The following is a 20,958-nucleotide window of genomic DNA, read 5'->3' on the forward strand; positions in this document are numbered from 1 at the left end:
ACGGTGATCCACGGTGCGGAGCGGTGAATGGTTCTGAGCGGCTGTCGCGGTGGGTGAGCGGTGGCTGCGTGGGTCGTCAGCCGACGCGCCCCGGCCTGCGCGTCGGGCTCCGCGCCGACTGCGTGGAGGTGGCGGACAGCCTGCCCGGCGGCGTCGGCGTCCGGGACAGCCAGGACCGTCCGGGGCCGGCTATCCGGGGCAGGTGCTGCCGGCGTAGGCGAAGAGGGAATCGGCGACACCCTCGCGGATCGACTGGCGTTTCGTCAGCGAGTAGGTGCCGAGGATCGGCTCGGCGGCGAGCGGGTCCGGGCGTACCGGACAGGCGGTCAGCTCGTCGAGGAGCCAGACCCGCTGACCGGTCGGACCGGTGCCGACGCTGAACGACAGGGCGAGGGCGGTGGTCCCGACGAACCGGGGCGGTCGCCCCACCTCGAACGTCCCCCGGGTCAGGCAGCTCGGCACGGCGTCGACTACCCGCACCTCGATGAGCGTGCCGCCATCGGGCCGGCCGCTCGTCCGCAGCGTCGACGACTGCGGGACCACCTCGACGCGCGGCGAGTCGTCCCAGAAGTTGCCCGTCGGTCGCCGGCTGGTCGGCGTGGGCGCACCGGTCGGGAAGACCGCTTCGCAGTGTCGGGCGCTGCGGTGCAGGGTGCTCAACGCCGCCGCGTAACGGTCGTCGCGGTGGATGGCGCCGACGTACGCCGAGACGTCGTCACCGGGCAGCGTGGCGGCGAGCAGGCCGCGCAGCCGGTCCAGGTAGGCGTCGACCAGTTCGGGGCCGGCGTCGACCTCGCCGGCCGGGATCGAGAGCAACTGGCGTAGCCCGCCGGGGCAGAGGGCGGCCATGGCCGGCAGGTTCGCGACCATCGCGGCGGCCGCTGCGGGGTCGTCGCACATCCGCTGGAACGCGATGCGGTCCCGCTCCGCCGCCTCCTGCTCCAACTTCGCCGCCTGGTGGTCGAAGAACCAGGCCAGCAGGGTCGCCAGGGTGATCAGGACCGAGCCGACCACGGTCGCCGTCGATCGGACGCTCCGGCCGCTTTCCCGGCCCGACTCCGGCGCGGAGGCGCCGTCGGGGTCGTGGTCGGCGGAGCTTTCCCGGTCGGGGCGGGCCGGCTGGCTCTGCTCCGACTCGCTCGTCATGACTCCGCCCTCCGCGTTCGACTGCCCGGAGGGTAGCGATCACGAGCAATACCGGGCGGCGCAGCTCGGCGGGGCGGCGCAGCTCGGCGGGGCGGCGCGGCTCGGCGGGGCGGCTCGGCTCGGCGGATGGTGCGGCTCCGGTCCGGTTCAGCGGGTGGTGCGGCGGAGCGTGCGGAGTCGACGGCCGCTGGCCCGGTGTGGCCCGCCGGCGGCGTCGGCCAGCAGGTCGGCCAGGTCGTCGAAGCCGTCCCGGACCAGCCCGACGGTCAACCGCACGTGGTCGCCGCCGAGCGGCGAGACCGCGAACGGGGTGCCGGGGGCGACGGCGATGCCGTGCGCGGCGAGCGAGAGCATCGCGTGCTGCTGGTCGCGTACCGGAATCCACATGTTGATCCCGTCCGGGGTCGGGGCGTCGATCCCCCGGTCGGCGAGGGCGGCGGTCAGCAGGCTGCGGCGGCGGGCGTACTCGCGGCGGGCGCCGGAGAGGAACCGGATCGTCGCCGGGTCGGTGAGCAGGTCGAGCAGGACGGCCTGGAGCACCCGGCTGGACCAGCCGGGGCCGAGCAGGCGCCGGTCGGCGACCGAGGCGACCAGGGCGGCCGGCCCGCCGACGGCCGCGAGCCGCAGGTCCGGGCCGTGGCTCTTGGAGTAGCTGCGGATGTGCACCACCTGGTCGGGAAGCCATTCGCCGAGCGAGACGGGCGCGGCGGAGGCGATCTCTCCGGCGTGGTCGTCCTCGACCACCGCGACGGTGCGGCCGAGCGGATGCCGGGCGATCACGTCGGCCAGCTCGGCGGCGCGCTGCGGCGTCATCGAGACCCCGGTCGGGTTCTGCGCCCGGGGCTGGAGCAGCAGCGCCACCGGGGCCCGGTCGAGTCCGGCGGTGAGCGAGGCCGGCTCGATGCCGGAGCTGTCCAGGGTGACCGGCACCGGCACCGCGCCGACGGTGTCGAGGAGGTCGAGCAGGGGCGGGAAGGTCGGATTCTCCACCAGCACCCGGTCGCCGAGCCGGACGGCGGCGGCGACCACCCGGTCCACCCCGTCCAGCGCGCCGTCGACCACGGTGAGCTGCTGCGGCGGAAACGGCCAGCGTTCCCGGAGCACCACCTCCAGCCGGGGCAGCACCGGCTCCTCCAGGTAGGAGGTGGTGAGCCGGGTGTCGCCGATCCGGCGCAGCGCGGGCGCCAGCTCCGGCAGCAGGTCGTGGTCGGGTACGCCGGTGGAGAAGTCGTGCGGCAACGTGGCCGGGCTGGCACTGAGCCGGGCGTACCGGAGGCTCTGCCGGAGCCGGTTGGGCGGCAGCACGAAGGTCCCGGAGCGGCCCCGGGTCTGGATCGCGCCCGCGCTGGCCAGCGAGCGCCACGCCTCGCTGACCGTGGTCGGGCTGATCCCGAGTTCCCGGGCGACGGAGCGGACGGTCGGCAGTCGGCTGCCGGGCGGCAGCTCGCCGGTCCGGACCAGTCGGCTCACCGCCGCGGCGACGCCCCGCGCCGTACGGTCGTCGATCGCACTGGCGATGAGCTGCAGCATGTTACTTCTCCGAAAAAATCAGTAACAAATTGGCCATTGTCCGGCTCCACTTGTGTCACTAAAGTCCTACGCCATCCGGTCGAAAAAGCAAAGGTCACGACAAGGTCAAGCAGACTCCACCCCCGACGGGCGCCACCACCACCCGGGCACGGTGCCGAGGAGGTCCGACCATGGCAGAGAACATCCGCGCGGCCCTGGTGCAGACGACCTGGACCGGCGACAAGGAATCGATGATCAAGGCGCACGAGGAGTACGCCCGGCAGGCCGCCGCACAGGGCGCCAGGATCATCTGTTTCCAGGAGCTCTTCTACGGCCCCTACTTCTGCCAGGTGCAGGACACGGGCTTCTACGCGTACGCCGAGTCGATCCCCGGACCGACCACCGAGCGGTTCGCCGCGCTCGCCGCCGAGCTCGGCATGGTGATGGTGCTGCCGATGTACGAGCAGGAGCAGCCCGGCGTCCTCTACAACACCGCCGCCGTGGTCGACGCCGACGGCAGCTATCTCGGCAAATACCGCAAGACCCACCTCCCGCAGGTGAAGGGCTTCTGGGAGAAGTTCTACTTCCGCCCCGGCAACCTCGGCTATCCGGTCTTCGACACCGCCGTCGGGCGGATCGGCGTCTACATCTGCTACGACCGGCACTTCCCGGAGGGCTGGCGGGCGCTCGGGCTGGCCGGTGCGACAGTGGTCTTCAACCCCTCGGCGACCAGCCGGGGACTCTCGGCCTACCTCTGGAAGCTGGAGCAGCCGGCCTCGGCGGTGGCCAACGAATACTTCGTCGGCGCGATCAACCGGGTCGGGGTCGAGGACCTCGGCGACAACGACTTCTACGGCACCTCCTACTTCGTCGACCCGGAGGGAAAGTTCGTCGGGGAGGTCGGCGACGGACACGCCCCGGAGCTGATCGTCCGCGACCTCGACCTCGGCCTGCTCGCCGAGGTACGCGACAGGTGGGCCTTCTACCGGGACCGCCGCCCGGACGCCTACGACAGCCTCGTCCGGCCGTAACCGGCGCCAGCAGGGGGAGGACAGCTCATGACACTGCTGGTCAGCGGCGGCACCGTCGTCGGGGCGACCGGGACGCACCCGGCCGACGTCCTCGTCGACGGTGAGACGATCGTCGCGCTCTACGCGCCCGGCCGGGCCCCGGACGGCGACCACCGGGTCGTCGACGCCACCGGAAAATACGTGATCCCCGGCGGGATCGACGCGCACACCCACATGGAGTTGCCGTTCGGCGGCACCAACGCCTCCGACACCTTCGACACCGGCACCCGGGCGGCGGCGTACGGCGGCACCACCACCATCGTCGACTTCGCCGTGCAGCGCACCGGCGAGGTGGTGCAGGACGGGCTGGCCGCCTGGCACGCCAAGGCCGAGGGGAACTGCCACGTCGACTACGCCTTCCACATGATCCTCGGCGGGGTCGACGACGACGCGCTCAAGGCGATGGACATGCTCGTCGCCGAGGAGGGGATCAGCAGCTTCAAGCTCTTCATGGCGTACCCGGGGGTGTTCTACTCCGACGACGGCCAGATCCTCCGGGCGATGCAGCGGGCCCGGGAGAACGGCGCCATGATCATGATGCACGCCGAGAACGGCATCGCCATCGACGTGCTCGTGCAGCAGGCCCTGGCCCGGGGCGAGACCGCGCCGATCCACCACGGCCTGACCCGGCCGGAGGCCCTGGAGGCCGAGGCGACGCACCGGGCGATCCGGCTCGCCGAGGTGGCCCGGGACTGCCCGCTCTACATCGTGCACCTCAGCGCCAGCCAGGCGCTCGCCCAGGTGGCGGCGGCCCGGCACGCCGGCCGGAACGTCTTCGCCGAGACCTGCCCGCAGTACCTCTACCTGACCCTGGAGGACCAGCTCGGCGCGCCCGGCTTCGAGGGCGCCAAGTGGGTCTGCTCCACCCCGCTGCGCAGCCGGCACGAGTCGCACCACCGCGACCTCTGGCAGGGGCTGCGCAGCAACGACCTGGCGGTGGTCTCCACCGACCACTGCCCGTTCTGCTTCAAGGACCAGAAGGAGCTGGGGCTCGGCGACTTCTCGAAGATCCCGAACGGCATCGGCGGGGTCGAGCACCGGGTCGACCTGCTCTACCAGGGCGTGGTCGACGGCAGGCTGACCCTGGAACGCTGGGTGGAGACGATCGCCACCACCCCGGCCCGGATGTTCGGTCTCTATCCCCGCAAGGGCGTGCTCGCCCCCGGCTCCGACGCCGACATCGTCGTCTACGACCCGGCCGGGCGGACCACGATCAGTGTGCAGACCCACCACATGAACATGGACCACTCGGCGTACGAGGGCTACGAGATCGCCGGCCGGGTCGACACCGTGCTCAGCCGGGGCAGCGTACTGGTCGCCGACGGCACCTATCACGGGCGGCGGGGGCACGGGCGCTACCTGCGGCGCGGACTCTCGACGTACCTGAGCTGAGGTGGTGAGCTGATGCGGACGATTCCACACTGGATCGACGGGGCCGAGGTGCCCGGCACCGGGGACCGGCGGCTGCCGGTCCACGACCCGGCGACCGGCCAGCGGCAGGCCGAGGTGGTCGCCGCCACCGACGCCGAGGTACGCGCCGCGGTCCGCTCCGCCGCCGCCGCGCAGCCCGGCTGGCGGGCGGCGTCGCTCTCCCGGCGCGCCGAGGTGATGTTCCGGTTCCGCGACCTGGTGGACGCCAACCGGACCGAGATCGCCACCCTGCTCTCCGCCGAGCACGGCAAGACGGTGGCGGACGCGGCCGGCGAGGTGGCCCGGGGGCTGGAGAACGTCGAGTTCGCCGCCGGCGCCCCGCACCTGCTCAAGGGCGGCTACAGCGAGCAGGCCGCGACCGGGGTGGACGTCTATTCGATCCGGCAGCCGCTCGGGGTGGTCGCCGGGATCACCCCGTTCAACTTCCCGGCGATGGTGCCGATGTGGATGTTCTGCACCGCGCTTGTCGCCGGCAACGCCTTCGTGCTCAAGCCGAGCGAGAAGGACCCGAGCGTCTCACTGCTCCTGGCCGACCTGCTGCGCCGGGCCGGGCTGCCGGACGGCGCGTTCAACGTCGTGCAGGGCGACCGGTCGGCGGTCGAGGCGCTGCTCGCCGACCCGGGGATCGCCGCGATCTCCTTCGTCGGCTCCACCCCGGTGGCCCGGTCGATCTACACCGCCGGCACCGCCGCCGGCAAGCGGGTGCAGGCGCTCGGCGGGGCCAAGAACCACATGGTGGTGCTGCCGGACGCCGACGTCGGGGCCGCCGCCGACGCCGCCGTCTCGGCCGGGTTCGGCTCGGCGGGGGAGCGCTGCATGGCCGTCTCGGTGGTGGTCGCGGTCGGCGCGGTCGCCGACCCGCTGGTCGCGGCGATCGCCGAGCGGATGGCGCGGATCCGGGTCGGCCCGGCCAGCGACCCGGACGCCGAGATGGGACCGCTGATCACCGCCGAGCACCGGGACCGGGTACGCGGGTACCTCGACCGGCCCGGCGGGAAGGTGGTGGTCGACGGGCGGACGCTGCCGGCCGCCGACGGGCCCGGGTTCTTCCTCGGCCCGTCCCTGGTCGACGACGTCTCGACCGACTCCGGCTACTACACCGACGAGATCTTCGGGCCGGTGCTCTCGGTGGTCCGGGTCGACAGCTACGCCGAGGCCGTCGCCCTGGTCAACGCCAACGAGTACGGCAACGGCACCGCCCTCTTCACCCGGGACGGCGGCGCGGCCCGGCGCTTCCAGTACGACGTGGTCTGCGGCATGGTCGGAATCAACGTGCCGATCCCGGTGCCGGTCGCCTACTACAGCTTCGGCGGCTGGAAGTCGTCGCTCTTCGGCGACCTGCACATGTACGGCCCGGAGGGGCTGGCCTTCTACACCAGGACAAAGGTCGTCACCTCGCGCTGGCCCGACCCGGCGACCAGCGAGGTCGACCTCGGCTTCCCGAAGGTGCGGTGAGCGACCCATGGACGTCGGGGTGGTCTTCCAGTGCGACCCGCCGGCCCGCGAGGTGGTGGAGCTCGCGAAGCGGGCCGAGGCGGCCGGCTTCAGCCACGTCTGGACCTTCGACTCGCACCTGCTCTGGCAGGAGCCGTTCGTGATCTACTCGCAGATCCTCGCCGAGACCGAGCGGGTGACGGTCGGGCCGATGGTCACCAATCCCGGCACCCGGGACTGGACCGTCACCGCCTCCCTCTTCGCCACCCTCAACGAGATGTACGGCAACCGTACGGTCTGCGGGATCGGGCGCGGCGACTCGGCGCTGCGTACCCTCGGCTATCCGCCGACCACCATCGGCGAGCTGCGGGACTGCGTCACCGTCATCCGGGAGCTGGCGCACGGGCGCACCGCCAGCTACCGGGGGCGGGAGGTCAGCTTCCCGTGGGTCAGCGGCGGCGCGCTGGAGATGTGGATCGCGGCGTACGGGCCCCGGGCGCTCGCCCTGGCCGGTGAGGTCGGCGACGGCTACATCCTGCAGCTCGCCGACCCCGACATCGCGGCCTGGATGATCGGCGCGGTCCGGCGGGCCGCCGAGCGGGCCGGCCGGGATCCGGCGGCGATCAGATTCTGTGTCGCCGCACCCGCCTACGTCGGCGACGACCTCGCCCACCAGCGCGACCAGTGCCGCTGGTTCGGCGGCATGGTCGGCAACCACGTCGCCGACATCGTCGCCCGGTACGGCACCGCGGGCGCCGACTCCGGCTCGGGTGCCGCCAGCCCCGGCCCCGGCCCCGGCCCCGGCTCCGGTGCGGTGCCGAGGGCGCTGACCGACTACATCGCCGGACGGCGCGGTTACGACTACGCCGAGCACGGTCGGGCCGGCAACACGCACACGGACTTCGTACCGGACGAGATCGTCGACCGGTTCTGCCTGCTCGGGCCGGTCTCGGCACACCTGGAGAAGCTCGCCGCGCTGCGGGAGCTCGGCGTCGACCAGTTCGCCGTCTATCTCCAGCACGACGACAAGGAAGGCACCCTGGCCGCGTACGGCGAGTCGGTCATCCCGGCACTGGACGGGACCGCACCGCCGGCCGGAGCGCCGGGAGCGCCCGCAACCCGGTCCGGGGTCGACGTGCCGGCGACGGCGGGCTGAGCCGGGTATGCCCAGCTCGCCTCGCGGCTGGCGGGCCCGGCTCCGGGTGCCGGCCGGCGTGCTCGGCGCGGTGCTGCTCGGCGCGCTGCTCTGGGAGGGTTACAAGGCGGTCGGCGATCCGGACGGCACGATGCTGTTCGGGGTCCGGCTGCTGCCCCGGGCCGACGACGCGGCCATGCCGCACGTGGCCGAGATCCTCGGCCGGTTCGCCGACCCGGAGCTGACCGGTGGCGAGCCGGTCGGGCTGGTGGTGCTCCGGGCCGCCGCGTTCACCCTGCGCAGCGTGGCGGTCGGCTTCGCCGTCGCCGTACTGGTGGGTGCGGCGCTGGCCGTGCTGATGCAGCGGTTCCGGGTGGCCGAGCGAGGGCTGCTGCCGTACGTGATCCTCTCCCAGACCGTGCCGCTGATCGCGCTCGCCCCGGTGATCGCCGGCTGGGGCGGGCGGCTCTCCATCGGCTCCCGGCCGTGGGAGCCGTGGATGTCGGTGGCGACCATCGCGAGCTACCTGGCGTTCTTTCCGATCGCCGTCGGGCTGCTGCGCGGGCTCCAGTCACCGGCCCCGATCGCCGAGGAGCTGATGCGCAGCTACGCCGCCGGCTGGTGGCGCACCCTGGTGAAGCTGCGGCTGCCGGCCGCCCGGCCGTACCTCTTCCCGGCCCTGCGGCTGGCCGCCGCGGCGGCGGTGGTCGGCGCGGTGGTCGGGGAGATCTCCACCGGCACCCGGGGCGGGATCGGCCGGCTGGTCATCGAGTACTCCCGGGAGGCGACCACCGACCCGGCCAAGGTCTACACCGCGCTGCTCGGCGCGGCGCTGCTCGGGCTCGCCGTGGCCGGCGCCGTCGGCCTGGCGGAGCTGCTGCTGACCCCCGGACGAAGGGTCTCGACACGGTGACGGGTACGACGGAGGGCACGCTGACCGGCGACAGTGGAGCGTCGGGCGCCGGTGTGGTGCCGGCGGTCGAGGTGCGCGGGGTGACGAAGGTCTTCAACGCCGGCCGCCCCGACGAGGTGACCGCGCTCGACGGCGTCGACCTGACCGTCGGCCGGGGCGAGTTCGTCAGCCTGATCGGCCCCTCCGGCTGCGGCAAGTCCACCCTGCTCCGGCTGGTGGCCGACCTGGTGCCGCCGACCGCCGGCACCGTCCGGGTCGCCGACCGGTCGGCCCGGCAGGCCCGTCTCGACCTGGCCTACGGCATCGCGTTCCAGCAGGCGGGGCTCCTGGAGTGGCGGACGGTGGCCCGCAACGTCGAACTGCCGCTGGAACTGCGCGGCCTGTCCCGGCGGGCCCGGCACGCCAAGGCGCGCGAGATGCTCGACCTGGTCGGGCTGGCCGAGTTCGCCGGGCACTATCCGGACCAGCTCTCCGGTGGGATGCAGCAGCGGGTGGCGATCGCCCGCGCGCTGGCGGTGGACCCGCCGCTGCTGCTGATGGACGAGCCGTTCGGCGCGCTGGACGAGATGACCCGGGAACGGTTGCAGGACGAACTGCTGCGGATCTGCGCCCGCAAGGGCACCAGCACCCTCTTCGTCACCCACTCGATCCCGGAGGCGGTCTATCTGTCGGACCGGGTGGTGGTGATGTCCGCCCGTCCCGGCCGGATCGTCGAGGTCGTCGAGGTGGCGGTGGGGGAGCGGACCGAGGCGACCCGGCAGTCGGCGGCCTTCTTCGCCGGCATCACCCGGGTCCGGCAGGCGCTGCGTGGCACGACGTCCGGAGCCTCGACGTGACGGCGGCGGGTGGGGGATCGGCGGCCCGGATCGATCCGACCCTCGCGGTGGATCCGGCCGCCCCGGTCGGGGCCCGGCGCCGACGCCGGAGACGGGGTGCCAATGCGCTGCTCCGCGCGGCGTGGCCGCCGTTGCTGGTCGGGCTGCTCGGCCTGCTGGTCTGGGAGCTGGCGGTGACGCTGGGCCGGGTGGCGCCGTTCATCCTCCCGGCGCCCTCCCGGATCGGCGCGGAGTTCTGGGACAACCGGGCCACCATCTGGCAGGTCGGGCTGGCCAGCGGCGGCAACGCCGCGATCGGGCTGCTCCTCGGCACCCTGGCCGCGCTCGCCGCCGCCATGCTGGCCAGCCGCTTCGGCTATCTGGGCGAGGTCTCGCTGCCGGTCGCGGCGGCACTGAACGCGCTGCCGATCATCGCCCTGGCTCCGATCCTCAACACCATGTTCTCCTCCACCAGCAGCATCCCACGCCGACTGGTGGTGGCGATCGTCGTCTTCTTCCCGGTCTTCCTCAACACCCTGCGCGGGCTGGCCGAGGTCGACCCGGTGCACCGGGAGCTGATGCACAGCTACGCGGCCGGCGGCTGGACCTTCACCCGGCTGGTCCGGCTCCCCGGGGCACTGCCGTTCGTCTTCACCGGGCTGCGGCAGGCCGCCTCGCTCTCGGTGATCGCCGCCGTGGTGGCCGAGTATTTCGGCGGGCGGCAGGACGGGCTCGGATCCCGGATCACCTCGGCCGCCTCCTACACCGCGTACCCGCGCGCCTGGGCGTTCGTGCTCGGTGCCTGCGTACTCGGTCTCGTCTTCTATCTCGCCGCCCTCGGCCTGGAACGCCTCGCGATGCCCTGGCGCGCGCGGCGGCCCGGCTGAGCCGACCCGCCTGGCACTCGCCCGCCCGGCGCAGCCCGACCCCGGGGCCGACCGGCCCCGTAACGGAGTTCACCGCTGGAGGATCGATGCGAACATCGGCACGTCGCGGCCTCGTCGCCGGAATTCTGAGCGTCGCCCTGCTGGCCGGCTGCGGGACGGCGGACCCCGCCGGCACCCCGGGCACGGGTTCGGGCGGCACCACCCCGGTCAGGTTGCAGTTGCAGTGGTTCGTCCAGGCCCAGTTCGCCGGCTTCATCGCAGCCGCCGACCAGGGCTTCTACGCCGAGCAGGGCCTGGACGTGCAGATCCTGGAGGGCGGCGTCGACATCGTGCCGCAAACCGTGCTGGCACAGGGGCAGGCGGACTTCGCGGTCGCCTGGGTGCCGAAGGCGCTCGCCTCCCGGGAGCAGGGCGCCGCGATCACCCAGATCGCGCAGATCTTCCAGCGCTCCGGGACCTACCAGGTCAGCTTCGCCGACAAGGGGATCCGGTCGCCGGCCGACCTCCGCGGGAAGAAGGTCGGGAACTGGGGCTTCGGCAACGAGTTCGAGCTCTTCGCCGCGATGACCAAGGCCGGGCTCGACCCCGGCCGGGACGTCACGCTGGTGCAGCAGCAGTTCGACATGCAGGCGCTGCTGCGCGGCGACATCGACGCCGCCCAGGCGATGAGCTACAACGAGTACGCCCAACTGCTGGAGGCGAAGGACCCGGCCACCGGGCAGCTCTACCGGCCGGAGGCGTTCACGGTGCTGGACTGGAACACGGTCGGCACGGCGATGCTCCAGGACGCGGTCTGGGCCAACGGCGAGCGGCTGGCGAACGACGAGGCGTACCAGGAGACGGCGACGAAGTTCCTGGCCGGCACGCTGAAGGGGTGGATCTACTGCCGGGACAACGTGTCGCACTGCCGTGACCTGGTGGTGAAGCGGGGCTCCAAGCTGGGCGCCAGCCACCAGCTCTGGCAGGCGAACGAGGTCAACAAGCTGGTCTGGCCCTCGCCGGACGGCATCGGGACGATCGACGAGGCGGCCTGGAACGCCACCGTCGACCTGGCGCTGACCACCCGTAACCAGGACGGCCAGACGGTGCTGACCAAGCGGCCGGAGGCGGCGGCGGCCTACACCAACGAGCACGTCCGGGCGGCGCTGGACCAGCTCCGGGGCGCCGGCCTCGACGTCACCGGCGCCGGATACCAGCCGACCACTGTCACCCTCAACGAGGGCGGCGCCTGACCGGACGCCCTGCTCCCGGGTGGCTCTCGAGTCGGGGCCACCCGGGACGGGTAAACAGAATCGGCTCATCCGGGCGAGCCTGCCGGTGGTCGAGTCATCCACGGCAGAAGAAGACCCGCAGGTCATAGAGAGCGGTGGGTCCGTCCCCGGAGTCCTGGACGGAGAGCCGAAGGTGCTCCGACCGGACCAGGAGCTCGCGTCCCGGCCCGGAGCCCAGATCGATCCAGACCTTCACCGGTCCGTCCGCCGGCAGCGTACGGGGCCCGACGACCATGCCTCTGTCGGCTTGAACGCGACCACCTCGGTCTCCCTCTGCTCGCATCGGGCCGTACGCCGACGTTAGCCCCAACCTGTCTAGCCTGTCCATAGACAAGATATGGTGTACAGGATGGCTCGGGCGGACAGGTGACAGCCTGACGGCATGATCGACCCGTGGTCACCGCGCTCGTTCGCCGAGCAGATGGCCGACGTGCTGCGGGCAAAGATCGACAGTGGCGAGTGGATGCCCGGCCACAAGCTTCCCGGCGAGGTGACGCTGTCGCAGACCTACGGTGTGGCGCGTGGCACGGTGCGGGCCGCGCTGGACCTGTTGCGGGAAGAGGGACGGGTCGTGACCTTCACCGGGCGCGGCACGTTCGTCACGCCCGAGTCGGAGACCTGACGTTCGGTGGCAGCTCGGAAATGTCCTAGCCGAGCAGGGCGGCGATCGCGGCGAGTGAGACGGCGGCGGCGACGGTGGAGAGCACCACGGCGTCCCGGGCGAGCGGCTGGGCCTGCCCGTAGTGGGTGGCGAAGACGAAGACGTTCTGTGCGGTCGGCAGCGCCGAGGTGACCACGGCGGCCAGCAGCACCGGACCGGTCAGGCCGAACCCGAACCGCGCGATCGCATACGCCAGCACGGGCTGCACGACGATCTTCAGTCCGACGACGACGAACCGCTGGACGGCGCCGGAGCCGCCTGCCAGTGGCCGGGCGCCCGGCAGTGACATGCCGAGGGCGAGCAGCGCCAGCGGGACGGCGGCCGAGCCGACCAGGTCGAACGGGCGGAGCAACTCGGCGGGTGGATCCCAGCCGGAGACCGAGATCAGCAGCCCGGCCGCACTGCCGAGCATGATCGGGTTGCGGGCCGGCAGCAGGGCCAGCCGGCGTACCGAGAGGCCCCGGCCGGCGGTGATGGCGTCGAGCACGCCGAGGGCCAGCGGCGCGGCCAGCAACACCTGGAAGATCAGGACCGGGACGACGAAGGAGACGTCACCGAGCACGTACGCCGCGACCGGCAGCCCGAGATTGGCCGCGTTGACATACGAGGCGCAGAGGGCGCCGACGGTCGCCTCGCCGGGCGGCCCGCGCCAGCCGAGGCGGGCGACGAGGAGATAGAGCGCCGCCACGATCAGGGTGCTCAGCACGAAGACGGCCAGTGCCGGGGTGGCCAGATCGGCCACTGTGGAGCGGGCGAGGGTGCCGAGCAGCAGCGCCGGGGTGGCGATGAGGAAAACCAGCCGGGCGATCACCGCGGTGCCGTGCGGCCCGAGCAGGTTGGTGCGGCCGACGAGGTAACCGACCAGGGTGACGGTCCAGATCACCGCGAAACCCGTCACCACACCCGACATGCCGACCATCCTGACGGGTCAGCGGAGGGTGTCGTGATCTGGTACTAAGAGCGAGCACGTGATTCCAATCAGTTTGTCGTTTATCACATTCATGCATCGTCGTGTCCCCTTGACCCCTGCCCCGCCGGCCGGAAGCATCGATTCCAGCGGCGGTTCTGGCCGAGGGGACGCCGGAGCAGCAGCCAAGGAGAAGCATGTCGGTCAGCCCCGCCTCGTCGCGTACCGGTTGGCACAGCGCCCAGCCGGTCGGACCAGGCCGCCCGCCTGCGGCGTCGCGCCGCCCGGCCGCATCTCCGGTGCCGACATTGACGGTGACGCTCTCCATCCCGCTGGTCGGCAGTGAGGAGATGTTGACGCCACCGGCCCGCCGGCTGCTCGAAGCAGCACGCGAGCTGGTCGAACGGGGCGAGGCCACCATCAGCGGCGGCCTGCTCGGTCCGACCGACCGCCGTGCCGAACCGGCCGCCCCGCGATCGCCGGCCCGGCCGGCGACCGGCACCGCCGTCGCCGTGCCGGAGCTGCGGATCCTCGCCGCCTCCCGGACCGTGCTGCTCGGTGGCGAGCCGCTGCCCTTGACCCGCCTGGAGTACGACCTGCTGACCCACCTGGTCGCCCACCCCCGGCGGGTCTTCACCCGGTTGCAGTTGCTGACCGCCGTCTGGGGCTACGAGCACACCGGGGTGCGCACCGTCGACGTGCACATCCGGCGGTTGCGCGGCAAGGTCGGCGACGTACCGCTGATCACCACCGTCTACGGGGTGGGCTACCGGCTCGCCGACGACGCCGTGGTCACCATCGACCGCAACGCCTGACCCGGCGTCCCCGACCCCGACCCCGACCCTCACCCCGTCCCCGTCCCCGGAGCCGCCGAGCGCACCGGCTCGTTCGGCGGCGTCAGCGCCACGGGGTGGGACCGGCGTCGCGGACCAGCAGGGCGGCCTGCACCCGGTTCGTGCAGTCGAGTTTCGCCAGGATCCGGCTCACGTACGTCTTGATGGTCATCTCGCTCATCCGCAGCCGCCGGCCCACCTCCGCATTGGACAGACCCTCGCCGACCAGGCACAGGATCTCCGTCTCGCGGTCGGTCAGGCCCGCCAGCCGGTCCCGGGCCGCCCGGCGGCGCCCCGCCGGTTCCGGAGCGACCATGCCGAGCAGCAGTCGGGTCACCGAGGGGGAGAGATAGGCGTCCCCGTCGTGCGCGGCGCGTACCGCCCGGAGCAGCTCCTCCGGCGTGCAGTTCTTGAGCACGAACCCGGCCACCCGCTGCTGCACCGCACGGAGCACGTTCGGCTCCGCACCGAACGAGGTCAGCACGACCACCCGGAGCCCGGGCAGTCGCCGGGCGAGCTCGTCGACCGCGTCGAGCCCGTCCAGCACCGGCATCCGGATGTCCAACAGCGCCACGTCGGCCCGGTGCCGCAGCGCCGCGTCGACCGCACCGGCACCGTCCGCCGCCTCGGCGACGACCTCGATGTCGCCGGCCGACTCCAGCACGGTACGGATGCCGGCCCTGATCAACGGCTCGTCGTCGGCGAGCAGCACGCGGATCACGTCACCGCACCCCCAGCAGCATGCTCGCGGGCATCGCCACGAACATCACCGCGGCGGTGGCGAATCCCAGGGCCAGGCCGCGGATCCCGGCCCGCCCGGGCAACTCGGCGTCTTCCCCGTCGGATGTCACGGCGGGCAGCATCGCGAGGAGCCGCCAGCACCGCGCCCCGCCGCCGGGATGGGCGGGATCGCCCGGCTCGACCATCCGGTACGCCGCGAAGCCGCCCGCCTGGTCGGCCCGCTCCCGCAGCCCGGTCAGCCCGTGTCCGGTCGATCCGTGTCCGGCCGGCCCCGGCGTCGTCCCGTCCTCCGGCAGCGGGTTGTCGACGGTCAGCAGCAGGCTGTCCGGCTCCCAGCGCAGGCGTACGGTCACCGGCTGCCCCGGTGCGTGCTTGACCGCGTTCGTCAGCCCCTCCTCGACCACCCGGTACGCCGCCTGCCCGGTCGCGCCCGGTAGCGGTCGCGGCGTACCCTCCTGGCGCAGGCTCACCGGCGTCCCGGCGGCCCGGAACTCCGCGACCAGTGAGCCGATCCGCTCCGGGCCCGGCGACCGCCGGTCGGTCCCCTGCCCGCCGCGCAGCGCGCCGACCAGCTCGTAGAGTTCGTCCAGCGCACCGCGCGCCGCCCCGGCGAGCTGTCGCACCGCCTGCCGCTGTGCCGGCGGCAGCTCCGTCACCTCCAGCGCGGCGGCCTGCACCGAGACCAGGCTGAGCCGGTGACCGAGCGAGTCGTGCATGTCCCGGGCGATCCGCAGCCGCTCCCGGAGCTGCTCCTGCTCGGCGAGCAGGTCCCGTTCCCGGCGGAGCTGCCGGTTGTGCCGGTCGAGGGTGGCGACCAGCCGTTCGTGCTGGGCCAGATAGCGGCCGACCAGCACCGGCAGCGCGGCGAAGACCAGGTACGTCGAGACCAGGTTCGGGATCGTCCGGGGATCCGCCGGAGCGGTCAGCAGCGTCACGGCGAGCGCGCCGGTCAGCGCCCCGGCCAGCGCGACGGTGCCACTGCGGGTCAGCGACGCCCGGCCCGCCCGGTAGGCGGCCCAGAGCAGCAGCACGAAGCCGCCGCCGGAGAGCGTGACGAACAGCAGAGCCCCGATCAGCGCCACGACCGGGGCGCGGCGGCTCGCCACCACGAGCAGTGCCACCAGCCCGGCGTGGCCGGCGAGTTCCCAGGGCGAGGTGCCACCCCGGGCCAGCAGCAACGCGGCCTCCGCCAGCAGGACGAGCACGGGCAGCAGGTGTCGGCGCATGCCAGCAGGTTACGTCCGCCGCCCGTCCGACCGGGCCCGAGCGCCCTCGACGTCTCCTCCCATCCCGGCGGGCGTCGACATTGGTGGACGAGATCGGCGACTTTCGAGGACTGCCCCGGTGCCCGGCGCTGCCTAGCGTGGCCGGCGTGATCGACGTCTGCAATCTCAGCAAATGCTACGGGGAGACTCTCGCGGTCGACGGGATCTCCTTCACGGTCCGGCCCGGACAGGTGACCGGCTTCCTCGGGCCGAACGGCGCGGGCAAGTCGACGACGATGCGGATGATCCTCGGCCTCGACCGGCCGAGCGCCGGCCGGGCGCTGGTCGACGGCCGGAGCTACCCGGAGCATCCCCTCCCGCTGCGTGTGGTCGGTGCGCTGCTGGAGGCCCGCTCGGTGCACCCGGGGCGCAGCGCGTACCACCATCTGCTGTGGTTGGCGCAGAGCAACGGGATCCCGCGTTCCCGGGTCGCCGCGGTCATCGCCCTGGTCGGCCTGGAGAGCGTGTCGAAACGGCGGGTCGACGGCTTCTCGCTCGGCATGACGCAGCGGCTCGGAATCGCCGCCGCGCTACTCGGCGACCCGCCGGTGCTGCTCTTCGACGAGCCGGTCAACGGGCTCGATCCGGAGGGCGTCCGATGGATCCGGGAGCTCCTGCGCGGGCTCGCGGCCGAGGGGCGGACGGTCTTCGTCTCCAGCCACCTGATGAGCGAGATGGCGCTGACCGCCGACCACCTGGTGGTGATCGGTCAGGGTCGGCTGCTCGCCGACACCGGGATGCGGGAGTTCGTCGAGGCGAACTCGGGCACGGCGGTACGGATCCGCACCCCGGAACCGGAGCGGTTGCGGGCGGTGCTGGCCGACGCCGGCATCCGGGTCGGGACGGAGGAGGATGGCACGCTGTTGGCGTACGACAGCGAGGCCGCCCGGATCGGGGAGCTGGTCGCGGCCAACCGGCTGACGGTGCACGAGGTCGGCGTGCAGCGCGCCTCCCTGGAGGAGGCGTTCATGCGCCTCACCGCGACGGCGGCGCGACACCGCTCCGGCGGCGAGCGGGCGGCGGCCGGAGCGGGGCGGTGAGCGCCGTGCCGGAGGCGACCGTGGCGGCCGGCGGACGCGGGTCGGGGCGGGCCGGACTCGGCCCGGTGCTGCGGGCCGAGCTGACGAAGATCCGCAGCGTCCGGTCGACGCTCTGGACGCTGCTGCCGACCGTCGTCATCGGGATCGGCATCAGCCTGCTGGCCGGGTTCAGCTTCGCCGCCGGGTCACCGGAGCGGGAGACCGGATTCGACCCGCTCTTTCCGGCCTTCTACGGCCTGACGCTGGGGCAACTTCCGCTGGTGGTCTTCGGGATCCTGGTGATGGCGGGCGAGTACAGCTCCGGCACGATCCGGGCCACCCTGCTCGCGGTGCCGCGCAGGGGCCGCTGTTACGCCGGCAAGATACTCGCCACCGCGCTGCTCGCCACCGCCGTGGCGGTGCCCACCGTGCTGATCGGCTTCGTCGCCACCCAGGCGGCGCTCGGCCGGTACGGCGTCGGGCTCGGTGCGGACGGCGCGCCGGCCGCCGTGATCGGCGGCTGCCTGCACCTCGTGCTCCTCTGCCTCTTCGCGCTCGGCGTGGCGACGATGCTGCGCAGCCCGGTACGGGCACTGGCGCTGCTGCTTCCGGTCTTCTTCCTCGGCTCACAGGGGCTCGGCAACATCCCCAAACTGCGGACCGTCACCCAGTACCTGCCGGACCAGACCAGTTGGGTGATCCTGCACCTGGCCGGCCCGCAGGACGAGGCGCGGTGGGCCCGGGACTACGGCTCGTGGACGGGGATCGGCATCCTCGTCCTCTGGACCGCCGCCTCGCTGCTCGGCGGCTATCTGGTACTCCGCCGCCGCGACGCCTGATCCGGGCGACGCCTGATCCGGGCGAGATGATCCGGGCCACGCCTGGGCCAAGCGACGGCGACCCGGGCGGGCGGTGCGGCTCCGGGCCGGGCAGGATGGTCGGATGAGGGTCCGCCCGATCAGCCCGGAACTGCTGGTGGAGGAGTTGGCCGACCGGCTCGCCGCCGAGGAGGGTGGCGCCGGTCGGCTGCGGGTGGCGGTCGACGGCCCGCCCGCCGCCGAGCCGGGGCTGCTCGCCGACGCGTTGGTCGATCCGCTGCGGGTGCGGGGCCGCCCGGCGGTCCGGATCGACGCGGCCGACTTCCTCCGGCCGGCGTCGCTTCGCTACGAGCAGGGGCGTACCAATCCGGAGGCGTACTACCTCGGCTGGCTCGACGAGGCGGGGCTGCGCCGGGAGGTGCTCGACCCGGCCGGACCGGCGGGTACGGGGCGGATCCTGCCGTCGCTCTGGAACGCCGAGACCGACCGGGCCACCCGGGCGGAGTACCTCCCGCTGCCGCCCGGCGGGGTGGTCCTGGTGAGCGGTCCGCTGCTGCTGGGCGGCGGCCTCCCGTTCGACCTGGCGATCCATCTCGTGCTCACGCCCGGTGCGCTGGCCCGGCGTACGCCCGAACCGGAACGGTGGACCCTGCCGGCGTTCGCCCGCTACGCCGACGAGGTCGTCCCGGCGAGCTTCGCCGACGTGGTGATCCGGCTGGACGACCCCCGGCACCCCGCGCTGGTCGAGCCGGAAACCGTCCGCTGACCCAGCGGCGACCGCTGAGGGGCCGGCCGGTGCGGGGGCGGAGAAATTGGCGGTTTGCCGTCCGTGGCGGTGGGGTAATCGCGCTGCTCATGACGGAGCGACCCGGACAATACCGTCCAGGACCGCAGATCCGTTCCTTCGACGGAAAGGCAGGCAGCGCATGCTCGTCAACGAGGCAATCGGCACCCGCCGCTCGGCAGCCGACAGCGACCAGATCCGCCGCGCCCTGCAGGCCCGCTACGACGAGCTGACCGTCGAGTACGACGAGGCTTTGGCGCAGAGCCAGGTGCTCCGACTGGTGGAGGTCGGCGACACGGCCGGCGACGACCAGGCGGACAGCGGCACGAAGACGGCCGAGCGGGACACGGCGCAGTCACTGCTCCGGACGATCCTCGACCGCCGGGCCCAGTTCGAGCACGCACTGAGCCGGCTGGACGAGGGCACGTACGGCTGGTGCGAGGGCTGCGGCGACTCGATCCCGGTGGAGCGGCTGGAGATCTTCCCGTCCGCCACCACCTGTGTCACCTGCAAGCAGTCCCGGGAACGCCGGGCCGCCTGAGTCGGAGCGGCCGACGACGAGGGTGGCACGCGCACGGCTTGCCCGCCCCCACCGGGGCGGGTGAACTGGAGGCGTGGGCGAGATCAGGGTCGGCACCGCGTCGTGGACCGACCGCACCCTGCTGGAGTCGGGTTGGTATCCGGCGAGCGCGGACACCCCGGAGCGCCGGTTGGCGCACTACGCGAGGCGGTTCCCGCTGGTCGAGGTCGACGCCACCTACTATTCGCCGCCCGCCGAGCGGACCGCCGAGCTCTGGGTGGCGCGTACGCCGGACGACTTCACCTTCAACATCAAGGCGTTCAGCCTGCTCACCGGGCACCCGACCCGGGTCTCCGCGCTCTACAAGGACCTGCGGCCGGAGACCGACAAGAGAAACGTCTACCCGGGTGACCTGAGCGCGCAGGCGTACGAGGAGGTCTGGACCCGGTTCCTCTCCGCCCTGGAGCCGTTGGCCGGGGCGGGGAAACTGGGCGCGGTGTTGTTCCAGTTCCCGCCCTGGTTCACCATCCGGCGCGACAACAAGCAGTACCTGTTGGAGGTGCGGCGGCGCTGCGGGCCGCTGCGGCCCGTCTTCGAGTTCCGGCACGCCTCCTGGTTCGCCGAGGGCAACCGCGACGAGACCCTGGACTTCCTCCGCGAGCACGAGCTGGCGTACGTCTCGGTCGACATGCCGCAGGGGCACCGCTCGTCGGTGCCGCCGGTGCTGGCGGCCACCGCCGACCTGGCGGTGGTGCGGTTCCACGGGCACAGCGACAAGTGGACCAGCAAGGACATCTACGAGAAGTTCGGCTACCGCTACTCGCAACGGGAACTCGCGGACTGGGCGCCCAGGCTGCGCGAACTCGCCGACCAGGCGACCGAGACGCACGTCCTGTTCAACAACTGCTACCGGGACTACGCCCAACAGAACGCATCGACCCTGGAAGGGATGCTGAACAGCGGAGATACCGACTGACCGACCAGCTCCCGGAGTAGCGCAGCGCTCCTGATTCCGACAACCCACGTCGCCCAGCGGTGGTCCGGCTTCCGGCCCGGCTCACTCGTCGCCCCGAATCTCGCGGACGATCCGGTCCACCTCGCCGAGCGCCTTCGGCCCGGCCGGCCACCGGCCGACCACGTCATCGAAGACCACCGGCACCGCCGCGTCCTCGGCCGGACATCCGGTCGGCGTGCACTGTGGGCAGCCGTACCCCTGATGCTGCCGCACCACCCGCCGCGCCTCAGCCAGGTCCGGCGCGAGGACGTCCACGACGGTCCGGGGCCCGCCGGTCCGCTCTCCGGCGACGTGCAGCCACGCGGTCGCGATCTCCAGCGGCTCGCACTCCTCCAGCAGGCACGGGGAGCAGAGCCGGTCGTCGCCCGGTGCGTGCACGTCGGCGATCCGCCGCGCGGCGGCGGTGATCGCGGCGTACAGGGTCGGGTCGATCGGCTCACCGGCGAACGCGACGACCTTGACGGCGGTCTCCAGCAGCCAGCAGCGCCGTTCCCGGCACTGGGTGCAGGGTGCGGGCGGATCGGTGGCGTGGCCGAGGACGATCCGCTGCGCGGTGTCGATCGCGAGTCCGGGTGGTCCGTCGGCGGGGTTCACACCAGCCGCCGCAGGCCGGTCGGGATGGCGGTGGTGGTGAGCCGGTCGAGCCGACGGTGGACGGCGGCGAGGAGCTGGAGACAGCCGCCTCGGGGGCCGCAGTCGGGGCAGTGGTGGCCGGCCCGGTGCTGGCGTTCGATGAGCGAATCGCGGGTCAGGGCGGTGTCCACGTCGGAGCCTCCTTACGCCA

22 protein-coding genes are annotated in these 20,958 nt (G+C 72.9%); 15 read left to right on the forward strand and 7 right to left on the reverse strand.

Annotated features, from left to right (window positions below):
- Positions 1 to 189: 189 nt before the first annotated feature.
- Entirely contained in the window at positions 190 to 1,146 is a 957-nt protein-coding gene (locus tag ACN28C_RS21735) for a hypothetical protein (RefSeq protein WP_422769381.1), read from the reverse strand.
- A 147-nt stretch (positions 1,147 to 1,293) separates the two neighbouring features.
- Entirely contained in the window at positions 1,294 to 2,676 is a 1,383-nt protein-coding gene (locus ACN28C_RS21740; protein WP_422769382.1) for an aminotransferase class I/II-fold pyridoxal phosphate-dependent enzyme, read from the reverse strand.
- A 170-nt stretch (positions 2,677 to 2,846) separates the two neighbouring features.
- Between ACN28C_RS21740 and ACN28C_RS21745 the strand changes: the two genes are divergently transcribed.
- The 9 genes from ACN28C_RS21745 (at position 2,847) to ACN28C_RS21785 (ending at position 12,233) form a co-directional block, all read left to right on the forward strand.
- Positions 2,847 to 3,686: a nitrilase-related carbon-nitrogen hydrolase gene (locus ACN28C_RS21745; protein WP_422769383.1), complete on the forward strand. Its 840-nt coding sequence runs from the start codon at positions 2,847 to 2,849 to the stop codon at positions 3,684 to 3,686.
- A gap of 27 nt (positions 3,687 to 3,713) precedes the next feature.
- Positions 3,714 to 5,117, forward strand: a complete 1,404-nt coding sequence (hydA, locus tag ACN28C_RS21750) for a dihydropyrimidinase (protein WP_422769384.1) — start codon at positions 3,714 to 3,716, stop codon at positions 5,115 to 5,117.
- Positions 5,118 to 5,129: 12 nt separating this feature from the next.
- A complete protein-coding gene (locus tag ACN28C_RS21755) occupies positions 5,130 to 6,611 on the forward strand; it encodes a CoA-acylating methylmalonate-semialdehyde dehydrogenase (RefSeq protein ID WP_422769385.1) in 1,482 nt (493 codons plus the stop codon).
- A 7-nt stretch (positions 6,612 to 6,618) separates the two neighbouring features.
- Positions 6,619 to 7,746, forward strand: a complete 1,128-nt coding sequence (locus ACN28C_RS21760) for a TIGR03842 family LLM class F420-dependent oxidoreductase (RefSeq protein ID WP_422769386.1) — start codon at positions 6,619 to 6,621, stop codon at positions 7,744 to 7,746.
- 7 nt (positions 7,747 to 7,753) lie between these two features.
- Positions 7,754 to 8,638, forward strand: a complete 885-nt coding sequence (locus ACN28C_RS21765) for an ABC transporter permease (RefSeq protein WP_422769387.1) — start codon at positions 7,754 to 7,756, stop codon at positions 8,636 to 8,638.
- Complete coding sequence (locus tag ACN28C_RS21770) at positions 8,635 to 9,474, forward strand: ABC transporter ATP-binding protein (protein WP_422769388.1); 840 nt, start codon at positions 8,635 to 8,637, stop codon at positions 9,472 to 9,474. The genes ACN28C_RS21765 and ACN28C_RS21770 overlap by 4 nt, the downstream gene beginning before the upstream one ends.
- Positions 9,471 to 10,340: an ABC transporter permease gene (locus tag ACN28C_RS21775; protein WP_422769389.1), complete on the forward strand. Its 870-nt coding sequence runs from the start codon at positions 9,471 to 9,473 to the stop codon at positions 10,338 to 10,340. The genes ACN28C_RS21770 and ACN28C_RS21775 overlap by 4 nt, the downstream gene beginning before the upstream one ends.
- A gap of 86 nt (positions 10,341 to 10,426) precedes the next feature.
- The gene (locus ACN28C_RS21780; protein WP_422769390.1) at positions 10,427 to 11,572 is read left to right on the forward strand and encodes an ABC transporter substrate-binding protein; all 1,146 of its coding nucleotides are present in this window, start codon (positions 10,427 to 10,429) and stop codon (positions 11,570 to 11,572) included.
- A gap of 421 nt (positions 11,573 to 11,993) precedes the next feature.
- Positions 11,994 to 12,233 (forward strand): GntR family transcriptional regulator, encoded by a 240-nt coding sequence (locus ACN28C_RS21785; RefSeq protein ID WP_422769391.1) that lies wholly within the window; start codon positions 11,994 to 11,996, stop codon positions 12,231 to 12,233.
- A 25-nt stretch (positions 12,234 to 12,258) separates the two neighbouring features.
- Here ACN28C_RS21785 and ACN28C_RS21790 read toward each other — a convergent pair whose 3' ends face one another.
- Positions 12,259 to 13,182 (reverse strand): AEC family transporter, encoded by a 924-nt coding sequence (locus tag ACN28C_RS21790; RefSeq protein WP_422769392.1) that lies wholly within the window; start codon positions 13,180 to 13,182, stop codon positions 12,259 to 12,261.
- Between the two features lie 194 nt (positions 13,183 to 13,376).
- On the opposite strand from ACN28C_RS21790, the gene ACN28C_RS21795 reads away from it, so the two are divergent.
- Entirely contained in the window at positions 13,377 to 13,994 is a 618-nt protein-coding gene (locus ACN28C_RS21795; RefSeq protein WP_422769393.1) for a winged helix-turn-helix domain-containing protein, read from the forward strand.
- An 82-nt stretch (positions 13,995 to 14,076) separates the two neighbouring features.
- Here the strand turns inward: ACN28C_RS21795 and ACN28C_RS21800 are convergent, their stop codons facing one another.
- Together ACN28C_RS21800 and ACN28C_RS21805 are read right to left on the reverse strand one after the other, a co-directional pair.
- Complete coding sequence (locus ACN28C_RS21800) at positions 14,077 to 14,733, reverse strand: response regulator transcription factor (protein WP_422769394.1); 657 nt, start codon at positions 14,731 to 14,733, stop codon at positions 14,077 to 14,079.
- A gap of 1 nt (position 14,734) precedes the next feature.
- Positions 14,735 to 15,979: a sensor histidine kinase gene (locus ACN28C_RS21805; protein WP_422769395.1), complete on the reverse strand. Its 1,245-nt coding sequence runs from the start codon at positions 15,977 to 15,979 to the stop codon at positions 14,735 to 14,737.
- Positions 15,980 to 16,125: 146 nt separating this feature from the next.
- Between ACN28C_RS21805 and ACN28C_RS21810 the strand changes: the two genes are divergently transcribed.
- The 5 genes from ACN28C_RS21810 to ACN28C_RS21830 all read left to right on the forward strand — a co-directional run bounded on the left by ACN28C_RS21810 (position 16,126) and on the right by ACN28C_RS21830 (position 20,135).
- Positions 16,126 to 17,058 (forward strand): ABC transporter ATP-binding protein, encoded by a 933-nt coding sequence (locus ACN28C_RS21810; protein ID WP_422769396.1) that lies wholly within the window; start codon positions 16,126 to 16,128, stop codon positions 17,056 to 17,058.
- Entirely contained in the window at positions 17,055 to 17,876 is an 822-nt protein-coding gene (locus ACN28C_RS21815) for an ABC transporter permease subunit (RefSeq protein ID WP_422769397.1), read from the forward strand. Before ACN28C_RS21810 ends, ACN28C_RS21815 begins: the two co-directional genes overlap by 4 nt.
- Before the next feature lie 103 nt (positions 17,877 to 17,979).
- On the forward strand, positions 17,980 to 18,621 hold the full coding sequence (locus ACN28C_RS21820) for a uridine kinase (RefSeq protein WP_422769398.1): 642 nt from the start codon (positions 17,980 to 17,982) through the stop codon (positions 18,619 to 18,621).
- Between the two features lie 160 nt (positions 18,622 to 18,781).
- Positions 18,782 to 19,180 carry a TraR/DksA family transcriptional regulator gene (locus tag ACN28C_RS21825; protein WP_422769399.1) on the forward strand — a complete coding sequence of 133 codons (399 nt, stop codon included), beginning with the start codon at positions 18,782 to 18,784 and terminating at the stop codon, positions 19,178 to 19,180.
- 73 nt (positions 19,181 to 19,253) lie between these two features.
- Entirely contained in the window at positions 19,254 to 20,135 is an 882-nt protein-coding gene (locus tag ACN28C_RS21830; RefSeq protein ID WP_422769400.1) for a DUF72 domain-containing protein, read from the forward strand.
- Between the two features lie 81 nt (positions 20,136 to 20,216).
- Here the strand turns inward: ACN28C_RS21830 and ACN28C_RS21835 are convergent, their stop codons facing one another.
- Both ACN28C_RS21835 and ACN28C_RS21840 read right to left on the reverse strand, forming a co-directional pair.
- On the reverse strand, positions 20,217 to 20,768 hold the full coding sequence (locus ACN28C_RS21835) for a hypothetical protein (RefSeq protein WP_422769401.1): 552 nt from the start codon (positions 20,766 to 20,768) through the stop codon (positions 20,217 to 20,219).
- Positions 20,765 to 20,938, reverse strand: a complete 174-nt coding sequence (locus ACN28C_RS21840; RefSeq protein ID WP_422769402.1) for a hypothetical protein — start codon at positions 20,936 to 20,938, stop codon at positions 20,765 to 20,767. The genes ACN28C_RS21835 and ACN28C_RS21840 overlap by 4 nt, the downstream gene beginning before the upstream one ends.
- Between the last annotated feature and the right edge of the window lie 20 nt (positions 20,939 to 20,958).

It is taken from the genome of Plantactinospora sp. WMMC1484, from assembly GCF_049315195.1.
Lineage (GTDB): Bacteria > Actinomycetota > Actinomycetes > Mycobacteriales > Micromonosporaceae > Plantactinospora.

Excerpts from the sequence above, each read along its gene's own strand:
- ACN28C_RS21740 (WP_422769382.1), bottom strand. The coding sequence starts at position 2,676 with ATGCTGCAGCTCATCGCCAGTGCGATCGACGACCGTACGGCGCGGGGC.
- ACN28C_RS21785 (WP_422769391.1), top strand. The coding sequence starts at position 11,994 with ATGATCGACCCGTGGTCACCGCGCTCGTTCGCCGAGCAGATGGCCGAC.
- ACN28C_RS21760 (WP_422769386.1), top strand. The coding sequence starts at position 6,619 with ATGGACGTCGGGGTGGTCTTCCAGTGCGACCCGCCGGCCCGCGAGGTG.
- ACN28C_RS21825 (WP_422769399.1), top strand. The coding sequence starts at position 18,782 with ATGCTCGTCAACGAGGCAATCGGCACCCGCCGCTCGGCAGCCGACAGC.
- ACN28C_RS21795 (WP_422769393.1), top strand. The coding sequence starts at position 13,377 with ATGTCGGTCAGCCCCGCCTCGTCGCGTACCGGTTGGCACAGCGCCCAG.
- ACN28C_RS21820 (WP_422769398.1), top strand. The coding sequence starts at position 17,980 with ATGAGGGTCCGCCCGATCAGCCCGGAACTGCTGGTGGAGGAGTTGGCC.
- ACN28C_RS21735 (WP_422769381.1), bottom strand. The coding sequence starts at position 1,146 with ATGACGAGCGAGTCGGAGCAGAGCCAGCCGGCCCGCCCCGACCGGGAA.
- ACN28C_RS21755 (WP_422769385.1), top strand. The coding sequence starts at position 5,130 with ATGCGGACGATTCCACACTGGATCGACGGGGCCGAGGTGCCCGGCACC.
- ACN28C_RS21805 (WP_422769395.1), bottom strand. The coding sequence starts at position 15,979 with ATGCGCCGACACCTGCTGCCCGTGCTCGTCCTGCTGGCGGAGGCCGCG.
- ACN28C_RS21745 (WP_422769383.1), top strand. The coding sequence starts at position 2,847 with ATGGCAGAGAACATCCGCGCGGCCCTGGTGCAGACGACCTGGACCGGC.
- ACN28C_RS21790 (WP_422769392.1), bottom strand. The coding sequence starts at position 13,182 with ATGTCGGGTGTGGTGACGGGTTTCGCGGTGATCTGGACCGTCACCCTG.
- ACN28C_RS21780 (WP_422769390.1), top strand. The coding sequence starts at position 10,427 with ATGCGAACATCGGCACGTCGCGGCCTCGTCGCCGGAATTCTGAGCGTC.
- ACN28C_RS21765 (WP_422769387.1), top strand. The coding sequence starts at position 7,754 with ATGCCCAGCTCGCCTCGCGGCTGGCGGGCCCGGCTCCGGGTGCCGGCC.
- hydA (WP_422769384.1), top strand. The coding sequence starts at position 3,714 with ATGACACTGCTGGTCAGCGGCGGCACCGTCGTCGGGGCGACCGGGACG.